Source organism: Pantoea ananatis LMG 2665 (genome assembly GCF_000710035.2).
Classification (GTDB): domain Bacteria; phylum Pseudomonadota; class Gammaproteobacteria; order Enterobacterales; family Enterobacteriaceae; genus Pantoea; species Pantoea ananatis.
Genome location: NZ_JMJJ01000006.1, coordinates 11,761 through 35,309 on the forward strand (window position 1 = coordinate 11,761; position 23,549 = coordinate 35,309).

The following is a 23,549-nucleotide window of genomic DNA, read 5'->3' on the forward strand; positions in this document are numbered from 1 at the left end:
AGGGAAGATCACTCTTCCGCATCATCGTTTTGTTGCTGGTGTTCCTGTTGGAACGCCTTAAGCAACCTTGCTTGCTCTTCAGTCAGAGCCAGGTTTTCCAGAAGTTCAGGTCTTCTTAGCCAGGTACGGCCTAGCGACTGTTTCAGGCGCCACTGGCGAATATCGGCATGGTTGCCCGACAGCAAAACTGGCGGAACGTCCATCCCTTCTAACACTTCAGGTCGGGTATAGTGCGGACAATCCAGCAACCCGTCAGAGAACGAATCCTCATCGGCTGACGCCTGTTTGCCGAGTACTCCCGGAATGAACCGGGCAACCGCGTCAATCATCGTCATTGCTGGCAGTTCCCCGCCGCTGAGAACGTAATCACCGATTGACCATTCTTCATCAATTTCGGTCTGGATTACGCGCTCATCAATCCCTTCATAGCGACCACAGACAAGGATGAGCTTGTCTCGTGATGCCAGTTCGCAAACGCCCTGTTGGTCAAGTTTGCGGCCCTGAGGTGAAAGATATATCACCCTGGCACCCTCTCCCGCCGCTGCTTTCGCTGCGGAGATGGCATCCCGTAAAGGTTGTACCATCATCAGCATTCCCGGTCCGCCACCATAAGGACGATCGTCCACAGTACGGTGCCGGTCGTGCGTGAAGTCACGTGGACTCCAGCTTTGAACACTGAGCAGGCCATTTTTTACTGCCCGGCCAGTTACCCCGTAATCGGTAATAGCGCGAAACATTTCTGGAAACAGGCTAATTACACCAATCCACATTGTCTTCGCCGTTACGTTACCGTTTGATTCGGAGATCAAAAACCAGGATCCCAATCTACTTCAATAAGGCCAGTAGAGAGATCGACTTTCTTGATAACCTGTTCATCAAGAAACGGAATTAACCGCTCCTGTACACCAAACGCATCTTTCAGGTTTGCCTTCACGACGAGAACGTCGTTCGAACCGGTTTCCATCATATCGACGACTTTACCCAGTTCGTAGCCTTCAACGTTGACTACCTTGCAACCCATCAGGTCTTTCCAGTAGTACTCACCGTTATCCAGCGCAGGCAGCTGCGTCGAGTCGACCTGAATTTCGCAATTGGTCAACTGTGCCGCCGCATCCCGATCGTCAATGCCTTTGACTTTGATGATCAGGTCCTGATTGTGGTGCTTCCAACCATCCAGTTCCACCTGCTGCCATTTACCGGCGCGCTGGATAAACCAGGGTTGGTAGTCAAAGATGCTTTCAGCGTCTTCAGTGGAGGAAAACACTTTGAGCCAGCCGCGAATGCCGTATGCCGCACCCATTTTCCCCAAAACAATCGGGTTAACAGGTGCCTGTGCGGCAAGTTCTCTGCTCATGCTCACCACCGTGACAGATTAAGCTGCTTTCTTTGCTTCTTTGATCAGCGCGTTAACGCGATCAGAAAGCGTTGCGCCCTGGCCAACCCAGTGCTCGATACGATCCAGATCCAGACGCAGACCTTCTGCCTGACCAGATGCGATCGGGTTGAAGAAACCTACGCGCTCGATGAAGCGACCGTTGCGTGCATTGCGGCTGTCAGTGACGACGACCTGATAGAACGGACGCTTTTTAGCGCCGTGACGTGCCAAACGAATTGTTACCATAACATCCTCTTCAGTTAATAAAACACCCGGCCCCCATCGAGGAACGGGGTCCGGGTGCTGTATAAAAAGCCCGAAAATTTTACTCATTTTGGCGCAAAAAGCAACCTAAACCGAGTAATCCCAGGCTTTTTTGTGGAACCCATTAGCGTCCTGGGAAACCTGGCGGCATCATACCTTTCATGCCGCGCATCATTTTCGCCATTCCGCCCTTCTTCATTTTCTTCATCATCCGCTGCATGTCGTCGAACTGCTTTAATAAGCGGTTAACGTCCTGCACCTGCATGCCCGAGCCGGTAGCGATGCGGCGCTTGCGCGAACCTTTGATAATTTCTGGTTTTTCACGCTCTTTGCGTGTCATCGAATTGATGATGGCTTCCATGCGCACCAGCACTTTGTCATCCATCTGCGATTTCACGTTGTCTGGCAGTTGCCCCATGCCCGGCAGCTTGCCCATCAGGCTCGCCATGCCGCCCATGTTGCGCATCTGCTTTAACTGCTCAAGGAAGTCATTGAGATCAAAACCGTCGCCGGTTTTCAGTTTCTTCGCCAGTTTTTCCGCTTGCGCGCGGTCAACTTTACTCTCGATATCTTCAATAAGCGACAGCACGTCGCCCATGCCAAGAATACGCGAGGCAATGCGGTCAGGATAAAAGGCTTCCAGCGCATCGGTCTTCTCGCCCATCCCCATAAATTTGATCGGCTTGCCGGTGATATGGCGAATAGACAGGGCAGCACCACCACGTGCATCGCCATCCACCTTCGTCAGAATAACCCCTGTCAGCGGCAGCGCTTCATTAAAGGCTTTGGCGGTATTCGCCGCATCCTGACCGGTCATGGCATCCACGACAAACAGGGTTTCTACCGGATTAATTGCGGCGTGAACCTGTTTAATCTCGTCCATCATCGCTTCGTCTACGTGCAGACGACCCGCGGTATCGACCAGCAATACGTCATAAAACTTGAGTTTGGCTTCACGCAGCGCGTTGTTGACGATATCAACGGGCTTCTGGCTCAGATCCGAGGGGCAAAAATCCACACCGACCTGCTGTGCCAGCGTTTCGAGCTGTTTAATCGCCGCCGGGCGATAAACGTCAGCAGATACCACCAGCACTTTTTTCTTGTGCTTTTCACGCAGAAATTTACCCAGCTTACCGACACTGGTGGTTTTACCCGCACCCTGCAGACCGGCCATCAGTACGACAGCCGGCGGCTGTGCGGCAAGATCCAGCGCGTTGTTTTCTGCGCCCATCGCCGTAACCAGTTCGTTACGGACAATTTTGATAAATTCCTGGCCCGGCGTCAGGCTTTTGTTGACGTCGTGGCCTACCGCGCTCTCTTTGACGCGATTAATGAAGTCACGCACCACCGGCAGCGCAACGTCAGCTTCCAGCAGCGCCATGCGCACTTCGCGCAGCGTATCTTTAATGTTGTCTTCAGTCAGCCTTCCGCGGCCGCTGATATTGCGCAGAGTTTGCGACAAACGATCGGTTAAATTGTCAAACATTGTCTCTCACTTAAAAAAAATCGCGAGGCACCATACCGGCAGAATGCGGCGGATTATAACACGAAGCCGAGGCGATCTCTTCACTTCCACCTCAGTTCCTCATCAATTCCACCTTAGATCGTTTGGAGCCTGCTGCGGCTGGCGCTATACTGCCCTTTTCCTTTATCTGACTGATGCCTGAAAGGAACTATGTCCGTTTTCGCGATTGTGGCGCTGTTCGCCTACTCCCTGAGCCTTGCACTCATCATCCCCAGCCTGTTGAAGCGTCAAAGCGGCTGGCGCAGGTTAGCTGTGCTGTCGGCCTGTGTGGCGTTAGTCACGCACGCTGTCGCCCTGCAGCAGCGTATCTTTGCCGTTGATGGCGGGCAAAATCTCAGCCTGTTGAATATCGGCTCTCTGGTCAGCCTGCTGATTTGTGCAATCATGACCATTGTTGCCTCCCGAAATCGTGGCTGGCTACTGCTGCCAATTGTTTACAGCTTTGCATTAATTAACCTGGCCTTTGCCACTTTTGTCCCGAATGCGTTTATTACGCACCTTGAAACCACGCCCGGCATTATGATTCATATCGGGCTGTCGCTGTTTGCCTATGCAACGCTCATCATCGCGGCGTTGTACGCGTTGCAGCTTGCGTGGATTGATTACCAGCTTAAGAACAAAAAACTGGCTTTCACTCAGGACATGCCACCGCTGCTGACCATTGAACGTAAAATGTTTCACATCACCCAGGTTGGCGTTGTGTTACTGACGCTGGTGCTGTGTACCGGCCTGTTTTATATGCATGACCTGTTCAGCGCCGAAAACGTAGATAAGGCCGTGCTGTCGATTATTGCCTGGTTTGTCTACATCGTTCTGCTCTGGGGCCACTATCATGAAGGCTGGCGTGGTCGCCGCGTAGTGTGGTTTAACTGCGGCGGCGCAGCGCTGCTCACGATGGCGTACTTTGGCAGTCGCGTACTGCAACACCTGCTCATTCACAGTTCTTAATAAAAGGAAGTTTTGCGGTGGAACATGTTTCGACCACGACGTTGATTGTCACACTCATCATTATGGTGTTGGTTTCAGCCTATTTTTCAGGCTCTGAAACCGGCATGATGACGCTCAATCGTTATAAACTGCGCCATCAGGCTAAACATGGCCATCGCGCAGCCCGCCGCGTCGAAAAATTGTTAAAGCGCCCGGATCGCCTCATCAGCCTGGTCCTTATCGGTAATAACCTGGTCAATATTCTGGCGTCCGCCATTGGTACTATCGTAGGGATGCGTTTGTATGGCGATGCCGGTGTCGCGATCGCGACCGGTATCCTGACATTTGTTGTACTGGTGTTTGCAGAAGTGCTGCCCAAAACGGTTGCTGCACTTTATCCAGAAAAAGTCGCTTACCCCAGTAGCTTTCTGCTCGGTCCGCTGCAATACATCATGCTGCCCCTGGTGTGGTTGCTTAACACCATTACCCGACTGCTGATGCGACTGGTGGGCATCCGGGCGGATGGTGCGATCAGTTCAGCACTCAGTAAAGAAGAGTTGCGTACCATCGTTTACGAATCGCGTACGCACATGTCGCGCCGCAATCAGGATATGTTGTTATCTGTACTGGACCTTGAAAAGGTCAGTGTGGACGACATTATGGTGCCGCGTAACGAGATTGTTGGTATTAACATCAACGATGACTGGAAATCAGTCATCCGTCAGTTAAGCCATTCACCGCACGGTCGCATTGTCCTGTTCCGTGATTCGCTGGATGATTGTGTAGGGATGCTGCGGGTGCGCGAAGCCTGGCGCATGATGACCGAGAAAAAAGAGTTTACGAAAGAGATGCTGCTGCGTGCCGCCGATGAGATCTACTACATTCCCGAAGGCACGCCGCTCAACGTTCAGTTGGTGAAATTTCAGCGCAACAAGAAAAAGACCGGTCTGGTCGTGGATGAGTACGGCGATATCAAAGGCCTGATTTCGATAGAGGACATTCTGGAGGAGATTGTGGGTGATTTCACGACCTCAATGTCTCCGTCGCTGGCTGAAGAAGTGATGCCGCAAAATGATGGCTCCGTGCTGATTGAAGGTAGCGCGAATATTCGTGAGATCAATAAAGCCTTCAACTGGCAACTGCCTGAGCAGGAAGCGCGTACCATCAACGGTATGTTACTGGAAGCACTGGAAGAGATTCCAACAGTGAACACGCGCGTTCAGGTGAATCACTATGATGTTGATATTCTGGATGTGCAGGACAATATGATTAAGCAGGTTCGCATCACACCACAGACACCGCTCAAGCAATCCGTAGGATCCTGATGCTCATAAAAAACTGCACCTTACTCAGTTGGGTGTCCAACTTTTTGGGTGCAGTTCATTGCAAGGCAGTTTCTATCGCCAGACCCGCAGGTATTTGAAAAGCCCGCCGTCGTCATGCAGGCGCTGTTATAAAAAAACGCCGCTCATGTGCGGCGTTTTACTGTCCGGACTAACCTAACTGACTAGATGTGCAGCTCTTTCAGTTTTTCGGCAGGCAGTTTCAGATCGTCATTGTGGTTAACACCGATCTCCTGCGCCAGCACGTTGCGGGCAATTTGCTGAGCTTCATCCAGAGAATGCAGTTTATAGCTGCCACACTGATATTCGTTCAGCTCTGGAATCTGGTTCTGATCTTTCACCTTCAGCACGTCTTCCATCGCGCCTTTCCAGGCTTGTGCCACACGTTGCTCGTCTGGTGTACCAATCAGGCTCATGTAGAAGCCTGTGCGGCAACCCATAGGTGAAATATCAACAATCTCTACGCCGTTACCGTTGAGATGGTTACGCATAAAGCCCGCAAACAAATGCTCAAGCGTGTGGATCCCACGTTCAGTCAGAATGTCGATATTGGGGCGACAAAAACGCAGGTCAAAAACAGTAATCGTATCGCCATGGGGAGTCTTCATGGTTTTTGCTACACGCACTGCGGGCGCGGCCATGATGGTGTGATCAACAGTAAAACTATCCAGTAATGGCATACGTCACCTCTTGGTCTGAAAAATTTTTTGAGAACGATGAAACTTTTCCGATCGCCCAGCGTCTGAATATATGAAAGACGCGCATTTGTTATCATCCATCCCTGACAACAGAGATGTTAATTTGGCCACATTGATGTGGCCTTTTTCTTTTCTACCCTTCCCGGCCAGCCAGATAGGTTTCAAAATCTAACGTATCATTCGCTTCAAGCTGCTGCTGCGCGGCAACGGACGCCTGTGCCTGACGCGCAAAGTCTTCCGGCTTGAGCACTTCCAGTGGCTCGTTAACCAGCAACTGCTGATACTGCTCTGCCAGAGCGATGCCCGTTCCCGTCACGCCGCTTTCTTTCATGGCTTTAAGAATACGCGCCGAATAGGTTAGCTCAGGATCGTCGAAGGATGCTACCAGTTCGTCACAGACTTGCTGATATTCTGTTGTGCCTTGATTGCTGTCCAGCGCTTCCGCAACGCGGCGCAAATCAGCAAACAGTGTCTTGCCGACCTCGACCAGTGAATACTCTGCTTCACCGCAGCCGACTGCAATTTTCAGATCGGGTTTGCGCCCTTCCAGCACCACGCGATTCCAGTTCTGCCGACTGCACTGCAATTCATCAGAACTCATCTCTGGCGCATCTGCCAGCGTGCACCAAATCAGGAACAGATCCAGGAACCGCACCTGGTTTTCATCCACCCCGATGGGCGAGAAAGGGTTAATGTCCATTGAGCGCACTTCGATGTACTCGATGCCGCCACGTTGCAGGGCATCGGAAGGCGCTTCACCGGATCGGGTAACGCGCTTGGGACGAATCGGCGCATAGAGCTCATTCTCAATCTGCAGGACGTTAGTGTTCAGCTGCAACCAGTTTCCGTCTGCATCCCGCGTGCCCATCTTCACGAAGTCTTCAGAAGGCGTTTTAATCGCTTTTTTCAGGGCGCTGACATAACCCTCAAGAGAGTTAAAGGTAATACCCAGCGAGCTCTGCGACTTATTGGTATAGCCCAGGTCACTCAGACGCAGCGAAGTGGCATAGGGGAGCCAGAGCGTACCTTTATTATCGGTATCAAACGGCAGCGCGCTTTCTCTGCCCTGCAGGAAACTGGAACAAATTGCGGGCGATGCGCCAAACAGATAAGGGATGATCCAGCCAAAACGATAGTAGTTGCGGATCAGCCGCAGATAACCGGCAGATATGGTTTCTTTACCGCTTTCATAATCTTTTACGTCCGCCCAGGCCTGCCAGAAGGACAACGGCAGCGAGAAGTTGTAATGGATACCGGAGATGGTTTGCATCAACGCACCATAGCGGTTCTTTAATCCCTGACGGTAAAGGGTTTTCATACGACCGATATTGGATTTGCCGTATTGTGCCAGCGTAATTTTATCCGCATCTTCAATCAGGCAAGGCATGCTGAAAGGCCACATGCGCTCTTCACCGAGTTCGCGGGCAACATGACGATGAACGTCACGCAAAAACGCCAGCATGTGATCGATGCTGTGATCAACCGGGGTAATAAACTCCAGCAGCGTTTCAGCAAAGTCGGTGGTGATCCAGTCATGCTTAAGCGCCGACCCCAGTGACTCTGGATGCGCGGTCGTCGCAAGATGACCATCTGGCTGCACACGCAGCGTTTCACGTTCAATGCCACGGCCAATGCCTTTAAGTGCATCAGGATGCGCTTCCAGCCAGGATAACGCTTTTGATACGTCGGGGATCACATTAACCTCCCGCTGTGTGAATAATTTATTTTTGTTCAGCATAGTGTTAACCCTAGCCCCGAATCAGTACGAATCAATGCCACCATTCCATGCCCTGTAATGTGGCGGTCGCAATAACGATATAACGCAGCGTTTTACCGATAGCCAGAAACAGTATCGAGGGCAACCAGCCAAAGCGTAACCAACCTGCAAGAACGCAGAGCAGATCGCCTACAACCGGTAGCCAACTTAACAACAGTGCTGCCGGCCCCAGCCGTTGCAACCACGTCATCGCTGTCTCATGCCATCGCCCCTGACGTTTTAACGGCAATAAGCGACCCAAAATTATGTTGGTCAAGCCACCCAGGGTATTCCCTAACGATGCGACTAAAATCAACCCATAAACTGATGCGCTTTTCGCGATCAGTAGTGCAACTAACAGCGCCTCTGAGCTACCCGGAAGTAACGTCGCACTGAGAAAGCTGCTACTCAATAAAGACACATAAGCCAGTGTTTCGCTCACAGCAGGCGAACATCAACCACGGCCATCCCTGCGGCCTTCGCTGCCTGCACGCCAAAATCAGCGTCTTCGAACACCACACAGCGCTCTGGCGCGATGCCCATCAGCGCAGCACAGCGTAGAAGTAGAAAGGTATCGGGCTCAGGCTTGTGACGCTTCACGTCGTCGGCCCCCACCACAGCAGAAAAGAGATCTCTGACACCCAACTGGCTGAGCAGCGCATCAGCCATAGCGTGCTCACTGCCTGTACCCACAGCCAAAGGGCGGCGACCATAGTACGCCTTGACGACCTCCATGAGCGGAAGCGGCTGCACGTTATCCAGCAGCATCGCTTTTACCGCTGCCGTTTTTTCAGCGGCGAGCAAATAAGGATCGCGATCTGAATTATTGGTTTCAATAATGAACTTCGCCAGTTGCCATGAGGGCGCACCGTTGAACGCCGTTACGCGCGCTTCATCGAACGCCAGGCCATAGCGTGACAGCACCTTACGCCACGCTTTTCGATGTGTCGGTTCAGTATCAAGAATAGTACCGTCCATATCGAAAATCAGGGCGTCGTATTGATCGTAGATTGTCACTGAGGACCTCCAACAAATGAGCCATTACTTTAGCTGAATGTGCGTAGGTTGTCGCCAGGCGGGATGAACAGCAAATGCTTTGAAAGCATTAGCTATTTTAGTTTTCAGATAAAGGTGATCGGGTTGGAAAGCCTGTAAGGTCGCGAATTCCCTGTGATTTTAGCAGCGATGCAGAAGGTAAGCGCTATGCCAGGAATGTTATCAAGGATTAACAATGTTCAGCAGAAAATGTATCACCACAATCAATGTGATTCTGGCACAAGATCGCGACTACGCTCACGCCTTAAAGCCCGGACGCGTTCAGGCCGCATAAACCGAAGCTTGCGCGACACAGGTGTGGTTTGAGAGCATTCAGGTGAGGCGTTCTCAGGTCGTCTGAGTAAACAGAGAGAACGAACAGTGTTGTCCTGCGCCTGATAACACGATGGCTTCACAGGTCATATGCTGGGGATTTCGGCCAGAAGATTCGCAAGACAGTCCCTGCGTAAGGATGACTCGGCTGACGCCTCGCCCTTCGGGCCGTTGCTTAAGCAACGCTATCCTTCCTGGCTCTGCCTGAAAAATCGACTATGTCTTACAGACCAGGAATACACGTCCATACCGAAAAATATGGTGCATCCGGGAGGATGACTCGGCTGACGCCTCGCCCTTCGGGCCGTTGCTGAAGCAACGTTATCCTCCCTGGTGTTCGCTGTGATGACACCTGATTATGACAGAGAGGCTTCGCTTGAGCACTGCAGAATATGGTGCATCCGGGAGGATGACTCGGCTGACGCCTCGCCCTTCGGGCCGTTGCTGAAGCAACGTTATCCTCCCTGGTGTTCGCTGTGATGACACCGGACCATGACAGAGAGGTTTCGCTTTAGCACTACAGAATATGGTGCATCCGGGAGGATTCGAACCTCCGACCGCTCGGTTCGTAGCCGAGTACTCTATCCAGCTGAGCTACGGATGCACAGGAAAGCTTTTATGGACTGGCAAAAATCAACCTGGGGGTAATACGAAGAATAGTGCATCCGGGAGGATGACTTGGCTGACGCCTCGCCCTTCGGGTCGTTGCTGAAGCAACGTTATCCTCCCTGGTGTTCGCTGTGATGACACCTGATTATGACAGAGAGGCTTCGCTTGAGCACTGCAGAATATGGTGCATCCGGGAGGATGACTCGGCTGACGCCTCGCCCTTCGGGCCGTTGCTGAAGCAACGTTATCCTCCCTGGTGTTCGCTGTGATGACACCGGACCATGACAGAGAGGTTTCGCTTTAGCACTACAGAATATGGTGCATCCGGGAGGATTCGAACCTCCGACCGCTCGGTTCGTAGCCGAGTACTCTATCCAGCTGAGCTACGGATGCATAGATAATCTTTTATGGACTGGCAGAAATCAACCTGGGGATAATACGAAGAATGGTGCATCCGGGAGGATTATTCGGCTGACGCCTCGCCCTTCGGGCCGTTGCTGAAGCAACGTTATCCTCCCTGGCTCTGCCTGACAAATCGACTATGTCTTACAGACCAGGAATACACGTCCATACCGAAAAGTATGGTGCATCCGGGAGGATTCGAACCTCCGACCGCTCGGTTCGTAGCCGAGTACTCTATCCAGCTGAGCTACGGATGCATTATGAAATTCTTGTACAACGCAGGGTGCTAACGACTCACCATGAAGGAATTGCTAATTCACTTTACAACTCTGTTCCGACAATGTTTTCTGCGGCGCTTCGCCTGACATCAACATATCCATATTCAACGATATGGTGCATCCGGGAGGATTCGAACCTCCGACCGCTCGGTTCGTAGCCGAGTACTCTATCCAGCTGAGCTACGGATGCATCGGAAATGGCGGTGAGGGAGGGATTCGAACCCTCGATACAGCTTTTGACCGTATACTCCCTTAGCAGGGGAGCGCCTTCAGCCTCTCGGCCACCTCACCTTACGCGTTCTTCCGAACTGCGCTTCTGAACTTGTTTCTGCTCATCGGCACTGCGTGGCGCACATATTACTTTCCCGCACTTATAAGTCAAACAATTTTTCGGAAGGTTTTTTCCGTTTGCACAAATGACAGGCAATTGGGACAAAATGACCGCAAAAAGAGTGAATAATCAACAATCAAAGATGATGAAGTTAACAAAAAGGGTAGATAACGAGGAAAAAGAAAAGGCGAGAAGGTGGGAACAAAGGGTAGCGTCTCGCACAGGTGCGAGACGCTGAATCTGTCAAACGTTGGTTTGTTGCGTTTTTTCGGCCTGGATGCGCTGATAAATCTCTTCGCGATGCACAGACACTTCTTTTGGTGCGTTAACACCAATGCGGACCTGGTTACCTTTGACGCCCAGTACCGTTACAGTCACCTCATCACCGATCATGAGGGTTTCACCAACTCGACGAGTTAGAATAAGCATTCTTTGCTCCTTGAAAGATTAAAAGAGTCGGGCTTGATAAAGCTTCCCGGCGTTATCCATCACTTAACGCTGTACACAGGCTATGAGAAATACACCATTGCACATCAACGCGCCAATACATTCTGCTGATAAATAGTTTAGCCGAAATACGCTACATCAACCCGACTTTGTCACTAGCAAATTTAACATCGTATTAAAAAGCGCCGGAACATCAGTTCTGGCGCTTGCTACGATGAATTATTTTATTTCATTACAGACGGCTCGAAACCCATCCTTCAACACCTGCCAGCGCACCTTTCAGTGCAGTAGCATCACTGCCACCTGCCTGCGCCATGTCCGGTCTGCCACCGCCCTTACCACCCACTTTAGGCGCAAGTTCGGCGATGAGTTCCCCAGCCTTAACACGGTCGGTTAAATCTTTCGTTACGCCAGCAATCAGTGACACTTTGCCATCTGCTACCGTAGCCAGCACGATAATCGCCGAGCCCAGCTGGTTTTTCAGATCATCCACCATGGTCCTCAGCATTTTCGGATCGGTGTTGCTGAGCTCAGTCACCAGCAGCTTAACGCCTTTGACGTCGACCGCATGATTACCCAGCTGCGCACTTTCCTGCGCCGCCTGCTGATCGCGTAACTGCTGTAACTCTTTCTCCAGCGAACGCAGATGATCAACCAGCCCGCGCACTTTTTCATTCAGGTTACTGCTGTTGGCTTTCACCAGTTGGGCAATATCCTGTAGCTGGCTACTCTGCGCATAAACCTGTGCCAGAGCCGCCTCGCCTGTGATCGCCTCAATACGGCGAATCCCTGCGGCAGTACCGGACTCGGCCTGAATGCGGAACAGGCCGATATCACCGGTTCGCGCAGCGTGCGTTCCGCCACACAGCTCAACCGAGAAATCCCCCATGGTCAGAACGCGAACCTGCTGATCGTATTTTTCACCGAACAGGGCCATCGCGCCTTTGGCTTTCGCCGCCTCAAGATCCATGACACGGGTTTCAACAGGCAAATTGCGACGGATCTGTGCGTTAACAATATCTTCGACCTGACGAATCTCCTGAGGTTTCATGGCCTCAAAATGTGAGAAGTCAAAACGCAAATATTTGTCGTTAACCAACGAGCCCTTCTGAGCAACATGTTCACCTAAAACCTGACGCAATGCAGCATGCAACAGATGCGTTGCGGAGTGATTCAGACGAATACGAGCCCTGCGCGCCTCATCAACCACCGCCTCAAGACGATCGCCAACGCGTAATTGTCCGCTGCTGAGTTTGCCAATATGACCAATCGCCTGACCATATTTTTGCGTATCCTGTACGCTAAACAGCGCGTTATTGCCTTTCAGCTCGCCAGTGTCACCTACCTGACCGCCAGACTCGCCATAAAATGGCGTTTCATCCAGCACAATCACCGCGTCCTGACCGGCAGACAGGGCGTCAACGGCTTCACCGTTCACGAACAGCGCCTTGACGGTCGCCGTCAGATCCAACTGCTCATAGCCTTTAAACGACGAAGCCGCGTCGATACGAATCACATTGCTGTAGTCTGCGCCGAAGCCGCTGGCTTCACGTGCGCGCTGACGCTGCTGTTCCATCGCCTTTTCAAAACCGGCTTCATCGATTTTGAGGTTACGTTCACGGCAAACGTCAGCCGTTAAATCGGCAGGGAATCCGAAGGTATCGTATAAGCGGAAGACGGTTTCGCCATCCAGTGTATCACCCTGCAGTTTTGCCAGTTCCTCGTCCAGAAGTGCCAGGCCACGTTCAAGCGTTTTAGCAAACTGCTCTTCTTCACTTTTCAGAACGTTCTCAACCTGTGCCTGCTGACGCTGTAACTCTTCGCCTGCCGCGCCCATGACCTGAATCAGTGGTGCAACCAGCTTGTAGAAGAATGCGTCTTTAGCACCCAGCATATTGCCGTGACGTACGGCGCGGCGAATGATACGACGCAGGACATAGCCACGGTTTTCATTCGACGGAATGACGCCATCGGCAATCAGGAAGGCGCAGGAACGAATGTGATCGGCAATAACGCGCAGGGATTTATTATTCAGATCGGTCGCGCCGGTGACCTTCGCAACCGCTTCAATCAACGTCTGGAACAGGTCGATTTCATAGTTTGAATTAACATGCTGCAGAACCGCAGTAATACGTTCCAGCCCCATCCCGGTATCCACAGAGGGCTTAGGTAATGGCAACATCGTGCCATCCGCCTGACGGTTAAACTGCATAAAGACGATGTTCCAGATCTCGATATAGCGATCGCCATCCTCTTCAGGGCTGCCCGGTGGTCCGCCCCAGATATGGTCGCCGTGATCGTAGAAAATTTCGCTGCAGGGACCGCAAGGCCCGGTATCACCCATCTGCCAGAAGTTATCTGACGCGTAGGCGCTGCCCTTGTTATCACCGATACGGATAATACGCTCACGGGGAACGCCAATATCGTTGGCCCAGATATCGTAAGCTTCGTCATCGGTTTCATACACGGTGACCCACAGGCGCTCTTTGGGCAGCTTAAACCACTGCTCGCCGGTCAGCAGTTCCCAGGCAAACGCAATAGCTTCTTTTTTGAAGTAGTCGCCAAAGCTGAAATTGCCCAGCATTTCAAAAAAGGTGTGGTGACGTGCGGTATAACCGACGTTTTCAAGATCGTTGTGTTTCCCGCCGGCACGTACGCAGCGTTGTGACGTCGTTGCTCGCGTGTAGTCACGCTTTTCCTGACCCAGAAACACATCTTTGAACTGGTTCATTCCGGCGTTGGTAAACAGCAACGTCGGATCGTTGTTTGGTACCAGGGAGCTGCTTGCTACAACCTGATGTCCCTTACTATTGAAAAAGTCGAGAAACGCTTGACGGATCTCAGCAGTGCTCTTGCTCATATATATCCTGGAATCACGCTAACGAAAGGTCCTTCTTTATCAGGCGTACCGCATCGTTACGGCAGCAAGCATAAGGAACCAAAAGGGGTAAGATAAATATTCTTCGGAGGGAAGTAAAATCACATCGACTTTTAGTCATCAAAATTTCTGAAAACCTGCTGAATATCCTCGCTCAGAAAGCCTTTGGCATGCAAAAAGCGCTGCACTTTGGCTTTTTCTTTCCATTCTGTCGGCAATGGGTGACCAAATTTTTTCTCGGCGAGTTCAGCCGCACAGGCCGACCAATCAATATCGGTTTCTTCCATGGCGAGATCGATCGCATCACGGCTGATGCCCTTTTGTGCCAGCTCCAGCCTGATACGCTGTGAACCAAATCCCTTGCGGCTTCGGCTCTGAATAAATCGTGCGGTAAAGCGCTCGTCATTTAACCAGCCGTTTTCACCACACCAGTTCAGCACCTTTTCCATTAGCTCGGGCGTAATGATTTCAGGATCTTTTTGTTTCATCCACGCGCTACACTGAGCGGACAGCTGGAGCTTTTGTTTAAGCTCTTCGCGGCTGTGGTCACGCTGGCCCAGCAGGCGCATCGCACGATCCAGCAGGCGTGAAAATGAGATGACTTGTGGCTGAGATTGTTCAGACATACTGCGCACCTTTTACGAACGGAGGGAGAGTATGGCGGGAGACAGGAACAGAGGAAAGGCACGTGAGGCGTTAATGTAAAACAGGAGCGGAAAATCCGCTCCTGCTTCAGGCTTTAATAATCTTCGTTGGCTTCGCTCGCCGCCTTCTCAACGTCGTTGCCTGCAACGTCCGCCGCGATGTTTTGATCGCCACCGTTAAGCAGCATTTCACGCAGTTTGATATCAAGCTCGTCGGCCACCGCGGCATTTTCTTTGAGGAAGTTGCCCGCGTTTGCCTTGCCCTGACCGATCTTATCGCCTTTATAGCTGTACCATGCACCGGCTTTTTCAATCAGCTTGTGCTTCACGCCAAGATCCACCAGCTCACCGAAGGTGTTAATGCCTTCGCCGTACATGATCTGGAACTCAGCCTGTTTAAATGGTGCTGCAATTTTGTTCTTAACGACTTTAACGCGCGTTTCACTACCCACCACGTTGTCACCCTCTTTAATCGCACCGATACGGCGAATATCAAGGCGAACAGAAGCGTAGAACTTCAGCGCGTTACCACCGGTAGTGGTTTCCGGGTTACCGAACATCACACCAATCTTCATACGAATCTGGTTGATGAAGATCAGCAGCGTATTTGACTGCTTCAGGTTACCCGCCAGCTTACGCATTGCCTGGCTCATCATACGTGCCGCCAGGCCCATGTGTGAGTCACCGATTTCACCTTCGATTTCGGCTTTTGGCGTCAGTGCAGCTACGGAGTCAACGATAATGACGTCAACGGCACCAGAGCGGGCCAGCGCATCACAAATTTCCAGGGCCTGCTCACCGGTATCCGGCTGTGAACACAGCAGATTGTCGATATCTACGCCCAGTTTCTTAGCATAGATGGGATCCAGTGCGTGCTCGGCATCGATAAAGGCACAGGTTTTGCCCTTACGCTGCGCGGCGGCAATAACCTGAAGTGTCAGTGTCGTTTTACCTGAGGCCTCTGGGCCGTAGATCTCAACGATACGCCCCATCGGTAAACCACCCGCACCTAATGCGATATCCAGTGACAGAGAACCCGTTGAAATGGTTTCCACATCCATTGAGCGGTCTTCACCCAAGCGCATGATGGAGCCTTTACCAAATTGCTTCTCAATCTGGCCGAGCGCGGCAGCTAAAGCCTTCTGTTTGTTTTCATCAATTGCCATTTCTACTCCTAATCATGCCGGGTAAACACGCACGCATGGTGCCTGTGCACTTTCTGTTGCGGGTAATTATACTGTATAGTCATACAGTATCAAGTTTAATTTTGTAGAAATTGACGGGATAACGTCTGGAGTGCCCAGCCAACTGACTGACGGCGCACGGCATCGCGATCGCCATCAAACTGCTGACGAAAAGCCATGACCACGCCACCCGGCGCCGCAAAGCCAAACCAGACGGTGCCTACCGGTTTGTCTTCACTGCCACCATCCGGGCCGGCAATACCGCTAACGGAAATAGCGTAATCGGCGCGCGCCCGCTGCTGTGCCCCAAGGGCCATTTCACGCACTACCGCCTCGCTGACGGCGCCGTATTGCGCCAGTGACGCCGCGCTGACACCGACCAGTTCTTGTTTGGCATCGTTACTGTAGGTGACAAAGCCCCGTTCGAACCAGGCAGAGCTTCCGCTCACGTCAGTAAACACTTTTGCTATCCAGCCGCCCGTGCAGGATTCTGCACAAGTTACGGTAGCGTTACGCTGTTTAAGCGCCTCACCTGTCTGCGCACTCAGTGCGTGCAACTGCTGGTCATTCATTTTTCGCTCCCTGTCGCCGTTGAGTGAACATGGTGCATGCTCTGCGCTTTTTCAAGCACTCAGGGGCGCTTAGTCAACAAATTGCGCGTTACGCTCCAGTTTAGCCGTTGCGTGTCGCCACCATGAAAAGCCGGGGGAAAGCTAAGAGTACCTTGCCATCCTGACGGGCGGGATAGCCGGTAATAAGACACTGATGATAAGCAGCCAGAAACTGTTCCTGCTCAGAGACGTCCAGCGGCGCAAGGAAAGGACGCAGCCCGGTGGCCTTTAACCAGTGGATGATAGCCTGCGCATCGTCCATAACGTGATAGTACGTGGTTCGCCAGATATCAACCGCGCAGCCTGCCTTTGTCAGCACGTCATAATAGTGTTCAGTTGAGGGTAATTTTTTGCGTTCCGCCGCCTGCGCGCTGATCTTGTCGCGCCAGGGGCCGGATGCCGCGACCTCACGCATTAACTGATGCGAAGGTTCTTCCAGGTTATCGGGCATTTGAACCGCCAGCGCACCGGCAGGCGCCAGTTGACTGACTAGACGTGGTAACAGGGTGGGATGATCGCCAAGCCATTGCAGCGACGCGTTGGCATAAATCACCTGCTGCGGGATGTCGGTTGTCCAGTTGCCGATATCCGCCTGAATAAACTGGCACTGAGGCAAACGTTCCCGCGCCTGCGCGAGCATGGCGGCAGAACTGTCAAGCCCGATCACCTGCGCTTGCGGCCAGGCATCGTAAAGCAGTTCGGTGCTGTTCCCGGGGCCACAGCCCAGATCGGTAACGAACCGGACATCTTCAACCTCAATTCGTGCCAGTAATTCATGCGCAGGCCGCGTTCTTTCTGCCTCAAATTTACGATACAGCGCGGGATCCCAGTCTTGCATATTGCGTCTCCTCTCAGGGGTTAAAGATTCACAGAAGATGAGACGTATAAATAAACATAAAGTGCCCGACCAACAGCAAAATATGTCAGCGGCACGCAAACGGGCAGGAGGTCTTTATAAGGGAAAAGCCCTGTCGGGCTGACAGGAATAAGATCGGGCGCAGCGAGCAGGCGCCCGGCAGAATCAGTTCTTTTTCACAAACTCAGATTTGAGCTTCATCGGACCAAATCCGTCGATCTTGCAATCAATATTGTGATCGCCTTCAACCAGCCGGATGCTCTTAACCCGGGTGCCTATTTTCAGCACAGACGAACTGCCTTTGACCTTCAGATCTTTAACGACCGTGACGCTATCGCCATCGGCGAGTAAATTGCCGTTTGCATCACGAACGATCAAATCCTGACCGCTGTCATCCCCTTCAGCCTGAGTCCAGATATGACCACAGGACGGACAGTTAAGATTTTCAGCATCTTGCCAGGTGTAATCGGCATGGCAAACAGGGCAAGCAGGTAAAGACATAACGGCTCCAGAAAATGAGGACGGCACAGAATAAAGGGCCGTCATCATATATCCTTACAGTTGCTAAGGGTAGTTTTAAAACAGCGATCCCTGACGCGCCTTGCTGACCGCCTCTCCCAGTTGCCACACGGTCATCGCGTAATGCGTGCTGTTGTTGTTGCGGGTAATGGCATAGAAGTTAGGCAAGCCGTACCAGTACTGGTAGCTGGTGCCGAGATCCAGACGGAGCAGGCTGACCTCGTCATGGCCATCCAGCGAACCCTGTGGAGAAAGCCCCGATGCTGCCAGCGTGCTGACGTTGTAACGGGTTTTGAAACCGTTTTCGAGCATGGGTGCCTGACCACTGGCTGGCACGGCAACATTTTCACCCGGACGCCAGCCGTTCTGCTGGAAATAGTGTGCGACACTGCCTATCGCATCGACGGGATCCCACAAATTGATATGGCCGTCACCGTTAAAATCTACCGCATAAGCTTTGTAGGACGATGGCATGAACTGACCGTAGCCCATCGCGCCCGCAAAGGAGCCTTTAAGATCGAGCGGATCGTCCTTCTCATCACGCGCCATGAGCAGGAAGGTCTCCAGCTCACCGCTAAAGTAAGCAGCACGGCGCGGGTAATCAAATGAGAGCGTTGCCAGCGCGTCCAGAATGCGGGTTTTCCCCATGATGCGGCCCCAGCGCGTTTCCACGCCGATAATGCCAACAATAATCTCAGGCGGAACGCCGTAGACCTGCTGCGCACGCTGCAGTGCATCCTGATATTGATTCCAGAACGCGACGCCATTTTGCACGTTATCCGGTGTGATAAATTTATTGCGATAGCGAATCCAGGCACCGTTAGGCCCACTCGGCGGTGTATAGGACGGTGCCTGACGATCCATTAAACGCAGGACGTAGTCCAGCCGCTTAGCCTGGCCAATAATGGCGTGCAGTTGCTCACGGTCGAAGCCGTGTTTCGCCACCATTTTGTCGATGAACTGTTCCGCAACAGGATTGCTGGCGAAGTCACCAAACATCGGCTGAACAGCATGAGACGGCTCCAGCAAAAAGCCACCTTTAGGCGCAACCAGTTCGGCGGGCGGCTGCGAAGAGTGTGGCTTACTGCTACAGGCAGCAAGCAGGGCAAAAAGCGGAAGGTAAGCAAGCTTAAAACGCATCAGATATCCATATAACAGGCCAGACCAGGGATTTTAATGTTAATCGTTCAACGCGGATACATACAAACGAGATCGTAAAAAAAACACTTTTTTTAACAATCAAACCGGCTGTTTTGTGAAATGCCTCTACTGCTTTCTCTCTCATCAAAAAAATCATTCAGTTGGCGACCCGGCTTTGCTAACTTCATTACCCGCTGCGGTAAGCCGGATGATGCAGGAGCCGTAAAATGGTACTATTTCCGCGCGGCATATGCAGCATGATGGTCGCTGCCTATCACCCTTGTTTAACCCAGCGAAAACCGTGACGGGAAAAGGAAGAGTCAACCTTGAGTAAGAATGAGATGAACAAAACAGCGCACATGGACTTGAGTACTCACACGCCAATGATGCAGCAATATTTACGCCTCAAGGCTGAGCATCCGGATATCCTGCTGTTTTATCGCATGGGCGATTTCTACGAGCTGTTTTATGACGATGCCAAACGTGCCTCTCAGCTGTTAGACATTTCCTTAACCAAACGCGGTGCCTCGGCAGGCGAGCCGATCCCCATGGCCGGTGTGCCCCATCACGCCGTCGAAAACTATTTAGCCCGGCTAGTGCAACTCGGTGAATCAGTCGCGATCTGTGAGCAAATTGGCGACCCTGCGCTGAGTAAAGGCCCGGTGGAACGCAAAGTCGTGCGTATAGTTACCCCGGGCACCATCAGCGATGAAGCCCTGTTGCAGGAACGCCAGGATAACCTGCTGGCGGCAATTGTTCAGGGGGCGCGCGGCTATGGTTATGCCACGCTGGATATCAGCTCAGGCCGTTTTCGCCTGAGTGAACCAGCCGATCAGGAAACGATGGCGGCAGAACTGCAGCGAACGAATCCTGCCGAGCTACTTTATCCGGAAGATTTTGCTGCGATGGCGCTTATCGATCAGCGTCGCGGTTTACGTCGCCGTCCGCTTTGGGAGTTTGAAATCGACACGGCGCGTCAGCAGCTCAACATGCAGTTTGGCACACGAGACTTAAACGGTTTTGGTGTTGAGCAGGCGCACCTGGGTCTGCGCGCCGCCGGCTGTCTGCTGCAGTATGTGAAAGATACCCAACGAACCAGCCTACCCCATATCCGCTCTCTTAGCATGGAGCGTCAGCAGGACAGCATCATTATGGATGCGGCCACGCGCCGTAACCTTGAAATTACGCAAAATCTTGCGGGCGGAACAGAGAACACGCTGGCCGCCGTGCTGGATAAAACCGTCACGCCAATGGGAAGCCGGATGCTAAAGCGCTGGCTGCATATGCCGCTGCGTGACAGTAGTATCATCGCGAAACGACAGGCATCAATTGCCGAGCTGCAACCGCTCAGCGATGCGCTGCAACCCGTTCTGCGCCAGGTCGGTGATTTAGAGCGTATTCTGGCCCGACTGGCGCTGCGTACGGCGCGCCCGCGTGATCTGGCGCGCATGCGCCATGCCTTTCAGCAGTTGCCGGAACTCAACGATCTGCTGGCAAACGCCGAATCCGCCCAGTTGAAAACGCTGCGTGCACAGATGGGCGAGTTTAGCGAACTGCGCACTCTGCTTGAGCAGGCCGTTGTCGAATCCCCCCCGGTATTAATCAGGGATGGTGGCGTTATTGCGCCCGGTTATAACGCCGAGCTTGATGAGTGGCGAGCGCTGGCCGATGGCGCAACAGATTATCTGGATCGACTGGAAGTTCGCGAACGCGAAAAGCTCGGTCTGGACAGCCTGAAAGTGGGCTTTAACGGCGTTCACGGCTACTACATTCAGGTCAGCCGTGGCCAGAGCCATCAGGTGCCTATCCACTATGTTCGCCGTCAGACGTTGAAGAACGCAGAGCGCTACATCATTCCAGAGCTGAAAGAGTACGAAGATAAAGTCCTTACCTCTAAGGGCAAAGCGCTGGCGCTGGAGAAAAGCCTGTATGAAGGCCTGTTTGACCAGCTGTTGCCGCATCTTGAAGCGCTGCAGCTCAGTGCGGCGGCGCTGGCCGAACTGGATGTCCTGAGTAACCTCGCGGAACGAGCCTGGACACTTAACTACTGCCGTCCCACGCTGCACGACAAGCCCGGGATTAAAATTACCGCCGGCCGCCATCCGGTAGTGGAGCAGGTCCTGAAAGAACCTTTTATCGCGAACCCGCTCTCTCTGGCCCCACAACGCCGCATGTTGATCATCACCGGTCCGAATATGGGCGGTAAAAGTACCTACATGCGCCAGGCGGCGTTAATCGCCCTGATGGCCTGGATTGGCAGCTTCGTTCCTGCCGAAGAGGTGGTCATTGGTCCACTGGATCGTATCTTCACCCGTGTGGGCGCGGCAGATGATCTGGCCTCCGGGCGTTCGACCTTTATGGTTGAAATGACCGAGACGGCCAATATTCTGCACAACGCGACAGAAAACAGCCTGGTCCTGATGGATGAAATCGGCCGCGGCACCTCGACGTATGACGGTTTATCGCTGGCCTGGGCCTGTGCGGAAAATCTGGCTAACCGTATTAAAGCGATGACCCTGTTTGCGACGCACTACTTTGAACTGACGACCCTGCCTGAAAAACTGGAAGGCGTGGTTAACGTTCACCTGGACGCAGTTGAACACGGCGATACGATTGCGTTCATGCATAGCGTGCAAGACGGGGCTGCCAGTAAAAGCTACGGACTGGCCGTAGCTGCGCTCGCGGGCGTGCCCAAAGAGGTCATTAAACGGGCGCGCAATAAGCTGAAAGAGCTCGAAACGGTTTCCAGTCAGTCCGCGACGTCAAACATTGACGGCTCGCAGTTGCCGCTGTTGGTGGAAGAAACCTCCCCTGCCATGGAAGCACTTGAGGCACTGGATCCCGATACGCTGACACCGCGACAGGCGCTGGACTGGATCTATCGACTTAAATCGCTGGTCTGATCACTGCCGCCCTTGACTGGGCGGCAACTGACTGCGCGTCAACCTTCTCTTGCGCCCGCGTTTCCCATTCTGCTGGCGCATTTTTCTGTTACTGCTTTACGCTATGACCGGCCGTTAAAGCGGTGTCATACTGCTGTCGTGTGCCTGTCGTGCTGCGATCGTGTTCCTGACGACGCTAACCGGGGATGCTGCTTACCGATTGTTTACTCTTTCGGAGACTGCACTATGCGTAACCTGAATAAAGTCAGAGAATATCGTCTTGCCCGCGCCTGGTCACAGGAGCAACTGGCCGAAATGGCCGGACTCAGCACCCGAACCGTACAACGCATTGAAAACGGTGATCCACCCAGTCTGGAAACGTTGAGTGCGCTGGCGGCCGTCTTTGCGTGTAAAATCACCGACCTGACCAGCGAGGCATCAGCGGAGAACGGCGAAGCGTTGGACAGCTACATTTCAGATGCCCGCCTGCAGCTTGCTGCCGAGAGTCGGTTTTACCGTTCTCTGTTTAGCGCCGTGGTAGTGTGCACACTGCTGTTCGTCCTCAACCACTTTACCTCGCCGAATGAGCGCTGGTCACTTTGGGTCGCTGCTATTTGGGGAGCCTTACTCGTGGTCAGAGCATTACGCCTGTTTATTTTCAAGGAAGCGATCCGCCGTTGGCAGCAAAGACGGCTGCAAAAGTTATTGCGCAGGCAGGGGTAACTTAGCGGGTTGCGCCTTCCTGTTATCCTCACACTTCAGGAACAGCTTATGCACTGGTACAGTCAGGACGCGTTTGCAATTCGTCTCGAATGGGGCATCGCCGCACTGGATCATCTTGCCGGCAATGTGGATGCCATTGTGATAGTGGATGTGATGTCCTTTTCCACCTGCGTCAGTCTTGCGGTGGAGAACGGGGCACGCGTGTATCCCTATCCCTGGAAAGATCAGACTGTCGTCCATTATGCGCAGTCCGTCGGTGCTGTCGCGGCGAACAGCGACAGGCGATTCGGTGGCGAAGGCTACAGCCTGTCGCCCCGAACGTTGCTCAGCGTTCGCCCTGGTGAAAGGTTGGTACTGCCTTCCCCTAATGGCTCCGCAACCTGCTTCCGGGCACGAGAGTGGGGCGTGCCCGTGCTGACAGGCTGTCTGAGAAACCTCACTGCCACCGCCGAGGCCTGCCGCCCCTTTAAACGTCTTTTGATTGTCCCTTGCGGCGAGCGTTGGCCGGACGGGAGCCTTCGCCCCTGTATTGAGGACTATGTGGTTGCCGGGGGGATCATTGCCGCACTTGAGCGAAACTCGCTGTCACCGGAAGCACAGACCGCTGTCGCAGCCTGGCACGCTCATCAGTTGCAGGATTTCACGGCGCTGTTTCACTGTTCGTCAGCAACAGAACTGATACAGCGCGGTTTTCCGGAGGATGTAACACTGTGCCTGACAAAAGATGCGGCCCGTCGGCCCTGTTTTTTGTCAGGCGAGTATTTTGCCCTGCGGGCAGAGGCATAACAC

At 52.9% G+C, this 23,549-nt stretch carries 21 protein-coding genes and 5 tRNA genes; 5 read left to right on the forward strand and 21 right to left on the reverse strand.

Annotation, left to right across the window (positions count from 1 at the left end; all coding sequences use genetic code 11):
- Positions 1-8: 8 nt before the first annotated feature.
- From trmD to ffh, 4 genes are all read right to left on the reverse strand, one after another.
- Complete coding sequence (gene trmD, locus EL29_RS13540; protein ID WP_019104713.1) at positions 9-770, reverse strand: tRNA (guanosine(37)-N1)-methyltransferase TrmD; 762 nt, start codon at positions 768-770, stop codon at positions 9-11.
- 35 nt (positions 771-805) lie between these two features.
- On the reverse strand, positions 806-1,354 hold the full coding sequence (gene rimM, locus EL29_RS13545) for a ribosome maturation factor RimM (RefSeq protein ID WP_024471533.1): 549 nt from the start codon (positions 1,352-1,354) through the stop codon (positions 806-808).
- A gap of 18 nt (positions 1,355-1,372) precedes the next feature.
- Positions 1,373-1,621, reverse strand: a complete 249-nt coding sequence (gene rpsP / locus EL29_RS13550; RefSeq protein WP_007893313.1) for a 30S ribosomal protein S16 — start codon at positions 1,619-1,621, stop codon at positions 1,373-1,375.
- A 142-nt stretch (positions 1,622-1,763) separates the two neighbouring features.
- Positions 1,764-3,125 (reverse strand): signal recognition particle protein, encoded by a 1,362-nt coding sequence (ffh, locus tag EL29_RS13555; protein ID WP_013026896.1) that lies wholly within the window; start codon positions 3,123-3,125, stop codon positions 1,764-1,766.
- 189 nt (positions 3,126-3,314) lie between these two features.
- Here ffh and EL29_RS13560 point away from each other — a divergent pair, with 189 nt between their 5' ends.
- Positions 3,315-4,112 (forward strand): cytochrome C assembly family protein, encoded by a 798-nt coding sequence (locus EL29_RS13560; protein ID WP_013026897.1) that lies wholly within the window; start codon positions 3,315-3,317, stop codon positions 4,110-4,112.
- Positions 4,113-4,129: 17 nt separating this feature from the next.
- On the forward strand, positions 4,130-5,416 hold the full coding sequence (locus EL29_RS13565) for an HlyC/CorC family transporter (protein WP_013026898.1): 1,287 nt from the start codon (positions 4,130-4,132) through the stop codon (positions 5,414-5,416).
- Positions 5,417-5,598: 182 nt separating this feature from the next.
- Here the strand turns inward: EL29_RS13565 and luxS are convergent, their stop codons facing one another.
- From luxS to mltB, 17 genes are all read right to left on the reverse strand, one after another.
- Positions 5,599-6,114: an S-ribosylhomocysteine lyase gene (luxS, locus tag EL29_RS13570; RefSeq protein WP_013026899.1), complete on the reverse strand. Its 516-nt coding sequence runs from the start codon at positions 6,112-6,114 to the stop codon at positions 5,599-5,601.
- A gap of 151 nt (positions 6,115-6,265) precedes the next feature.
- Positions 6,266-7,870 (reverse strand): glutamate--cysteine ligase, encoded by a 1,605-nt coding sequence (gene gshA / locus EL29_RS13575; protein WP_022623089.1) that lies wholly within the window; start codon positions 7,868-7,870, stop codon positions 6,266-6,268.
- Between the two features lie 31 nt (positions 7,871-7,901).
- Positions 7,902-8,330, reverse strand: coding sequence for a YqaA family protein (locus EL29_RS13580; protein ID WP_013026901.1), 429 nt, complete (start codon positions 8,328-8,330; stop codon positions 7,902-7,904).
- A complete protein-coding gene (gene yqaB / locus EL29_RS13585) occupies positions 8,327-8,899 on the reverse strand; it encodes a fructose-1-phosphate/6-phosphogluconate phosphatase (protein WP_028715715.1) in 573 nt (190 codons plus the stop codon). The genes EL29_RS13580 and yqaB overlap by 4 nt, the downstream gene beginning before the upstream one ends.
- A gap of 884 nt (positions 8,900-9,783) precedes the next feature.
- Positions 9,784-9,860, reverse strand: a tRNA-Arg gene (locus EL29_RS13590).
- A 321-nt stretch (positions 9,861-10,181) separates the two neighbouring features.
- A tRNA-Arg gene (locus EL29_RS13595) sits at positions 10,182-10,258 on the reverse strand.
- 189 nt (positions 10,259-10,447) lie between these two features.
- A tRNA-Arg gene (locus EL29_RS13600) sits at positions 10,448-10,524 on the reverse strand.
- 134 nt (positions 10,525-10,658) lie between these two features.
- A tRNA-Arg gene (locus tag EL29_RS13605) sits at positions 10,659-10,735 on the reverse strand.
- Positions 10,736-10,743: 8 nt separating this feature from the next.
- Positions 10,744-10,836, reverse strand: a tRNA-Ser gene (locus tag EL29_RS13610).
- A 283-nt stretch (positions 10,837-11,119) separates the two neighbouring features.
- The gene (gene csrA, locus EL29_RS13615; RefSeq protein ID WP_006120718.1) at positions 11,120-11,305 is read right to left on the reverse strand and encodes a carbon storage regulator CsrA; all 186 of its coding nucleotides are present in this window, start codon (positions 11,303-11,305) and stop codon (positions 11,120-11,122) included.
- A 250-nt stretch (positions 11,306-11,555) separates the two neighbouring features.
- On the reverse strand, positions 11,556-14,183 hold the full coding sequence (alaS, locus tag EL29_RS13620; RefSeq protein WP_014605176.1) for an alanine--tRNA ligase: 2,628 nt from the start codon (positions 14,181-14,183) through the stop codon (positions 11,556-11,558).
- Between the two features lie 131 nt (positions 14,184-14,314).
- Entirely contained in the window at positions 14,315-14,827 is a 513-nt protein-coding gene (locus EL29_RS13625) for a regulatory protein RecX (RefSeq protein ID WP_028715716.1), read from the reverse strand.
- 113 nt (positions 14,828-14,940) lie between these two features.
- Positions 14,941-16,011, reverse strand: coding sequence for a recombinase RecA (gene recA / locus EL29_RS13630; RefSeq protein WP_014594423.1), 1,071 nt, complete (start codon positions 16,009-16,011; stop codon positions 14,941-14,943).
- A gap of 95 nt (positions 16,012-16,106) precedes the next feature.
- Positions 16,107-16,601 (reverse strand): nicotinamide-nucleotide amidase, encoded by a 495-nt coding sequence (pncC, locus tag EL29_RS13635; RefSeq protein ID WP_013026906.1) that lies wholly within the window; start codon positions 16,599-16,601, stop codon positions 16,107-16,109.
- Between the two features lie 100 nt (positions 16,602-16,701).
- A complete protein-coding gene (tam, locus tag EL29_RS13640; RefSeq protein WP_014594424.1) occupies positions 16,702-17,478 on the reverse strand; it encodes a trans-aconitate 2-methyltransferase in 777 nt (258 codons plus the stop codon).
- A 183-nt stretch (positions 17,479-17,661) separates the two neighbouring features.
- A complete protein-coding gene (locus EL29_RS13645) occupies positions 17,662-17,997 on the reverse strand; it encodes a zinc ribbon domain-containing protein YjdM (RefSeq protein WP_014605175.1) in 336 nt (111 codons plus the stop codon).
- Between the two features lie 75 nt (positions 17,998-18,072).
- Complete coding sequence (gene mltB / locus EL29_RS13650; RefSeq protein WP_028715717.1) at positions 18,073-19,155, reverse strand: lytic murein transglycosylase B; 1,083 nt, start codon at positions 19,153-19,155, stop codon at positions 18,073-18,075.
- 341 nt (positions 19,156-19,496) lie between these two features.
- Between mltB and mutS the strand changes: the two genes are divergently transcribed.
- The 3 genes from mutS to EL29_RS13665 all read left to right on the forward strand — a co-directional run bounded on the left by mutS (position 19,497) and on the right by EL29_RS13665 (position 23,546).
- On the forward strand, positions 19,497-22,058 hold the full coding sequence (gene mutS / locus EL29_RS13655) for a DNA mismatch repair protein MutS (protein ID WP_028715718.1): 2,562 nt from the start codon (positions 19,497-19,499) through the stop codon (positions 22,056-22,058).
- Between the two features lie 225 nt (positions 22,059-22,283).
- Complete coding sequence (locus EL29_RS13660; RefSeq protein WP_014594427.1) at positions 22,284-22,760, forward strand: helix-turn-helix domain-containing protein; 477 nt, start codon at positions 22,284-22,286, stop codon at positions 22,758-22,760.
- 48 nt (positions 22,761-22,808) lie between these two features.
- The gene (locus tag EL29_RS13665; RefSeq protein WP_014594428.1) at positions 22,809-23,546 is read left to right on the forward strand and encodes a 2-phosphosulfolactate phosphatase; all 738 of its coding nucleotides are present in this window, start codon (positions 22,809-22,811) and stop codon (positions 23,544-23,546) included.
- Positions 23,547-23,549: the final 3 nt, after the last annotated feature.

Excerpts from the sequence above, each read along its gene's own strand:
- trmD (WP_019104713.1), bottom strand. The coding sequence starts at position 770 with ATGTGGATTGGTGTAATTAGCCTGTTTCCAGAAATGTTTCGCGCTATT.
- rimM (WP_024471533.1), bottom strand. The coding sequence starts at position 1,354 with ATGAGCAGAGAACTTGCCGCACAGGCACCTGTTAACCCGATTGTTTTG.
- rpsP (WP_007893313.1), bottom strand. The coding sequence starts at position 1,621 with ATGGTAACAATTCGTTTGGCACGTCACGGCGCTAAAAAGCGTCCGTTC.
- ffh (WP_013026896.1), bottom strand. The coding sequence starts at position 3,125 with ATGTTTGACAATTTAACCGATCGTTTGTCGCAAACTCTGCGCAATATC.
- EL29_RS13560 (WP_013026897.1), top strand. The coding sequence starts at position 3,315 with ATGTCCGTTTTCGCGATTGTGGCGCTGTTCGCCTACTCCCTGAGCCTT.
- luxS (WP_013026899.1), bottom strand. The coding sequence starts at position 6,114 with ATGCCATTACTGGATAGTTTTACTGTTGATCACACCATCATGGCCGCG.
- gshA (WP_022623089.1), bottom strand. The coding sequence starts at position 7,870 with ATGCTGAACAAAAATAAATTATTCACACAGCGGGAGGTTAATGTGATC.
- csrA (WP_006120718.1), bottom strand. The coding sequence starts at position 11,305 with ATGCTTATTCTAACTCGTCGAGTTGGTGAAACCCTCATGATCGGTGAT.
- alaS (WP_014605176.1), bottom strand. The coding sequence starts at position 14,183 with ATGAGCAAGAGCACTGCTGAGATCCGTCAAGCGTTTCTCGACTTTTTC.
- EL29_RS13625 (WP_028715716.1), bottom strand. The coding sequence starts at position 14,827 with ATGTCTGAACAATCTCAGCCACAAGTCATCTCATTTTCACGCCTGCTG.
- recA (WP_014594423.1), bottom strand. The coding sequence starts at position 16,011 with ATGGCAATTGATGAAAACAAACAGAAGGCTTTAGCTGCCGCGCTCGGC.
- pncC (WP_013026906.1), bottom strand. The coding sequence starts at position 16,601 with ATGAATGACCAGCAGTTGCACGCACTGAGTGCGCAGACAGGTGAGGCG.
- tam (WP_014594424.1), bottom strand. The coding sequence starts at position 17,478 with ATGCAAGACTGGGATCCCGCGCTGTATCGTAAATTTGAGGCAGAAAGA.
- EL29_RS13645 (WP_014605175.1), bottom strand. The coding sequence starts at position 17,997 with ATGTCTTTACCTGCTTGCCCTGTTTGCCATGCCGATTACACCTGGCAA.
- mltB (WP_028715717.1), bottom strand. The coding sequence starts at position 19,155 with ATGCGTTTTAAGCTTGCTTACCTTCCGCTTTTTGCCCTGCTTGCTGCC.
- mutS (WP_028715718.1), top strand. The coding sequence starts at position 19,497 with ATGAACAAAACAGCGCACATGGACTTGAGTACTCACACGCCAATGATG.
- EL29_RS13660 (WP_014594427.1), top strand. The coding sequence starts at position 22,284 with ATGCGTAACCTGAATAAAGTCAGAGAATATCGTCTTGCCCGCGCCTGG.
- EL29_RS13665 (WP_014594428.1), top strand. The coding sequence starts at position 22,809 with ATGCACTGGTACAGTCAGGACGCGTTTGCAATTCGTCTCGAATGGGGC.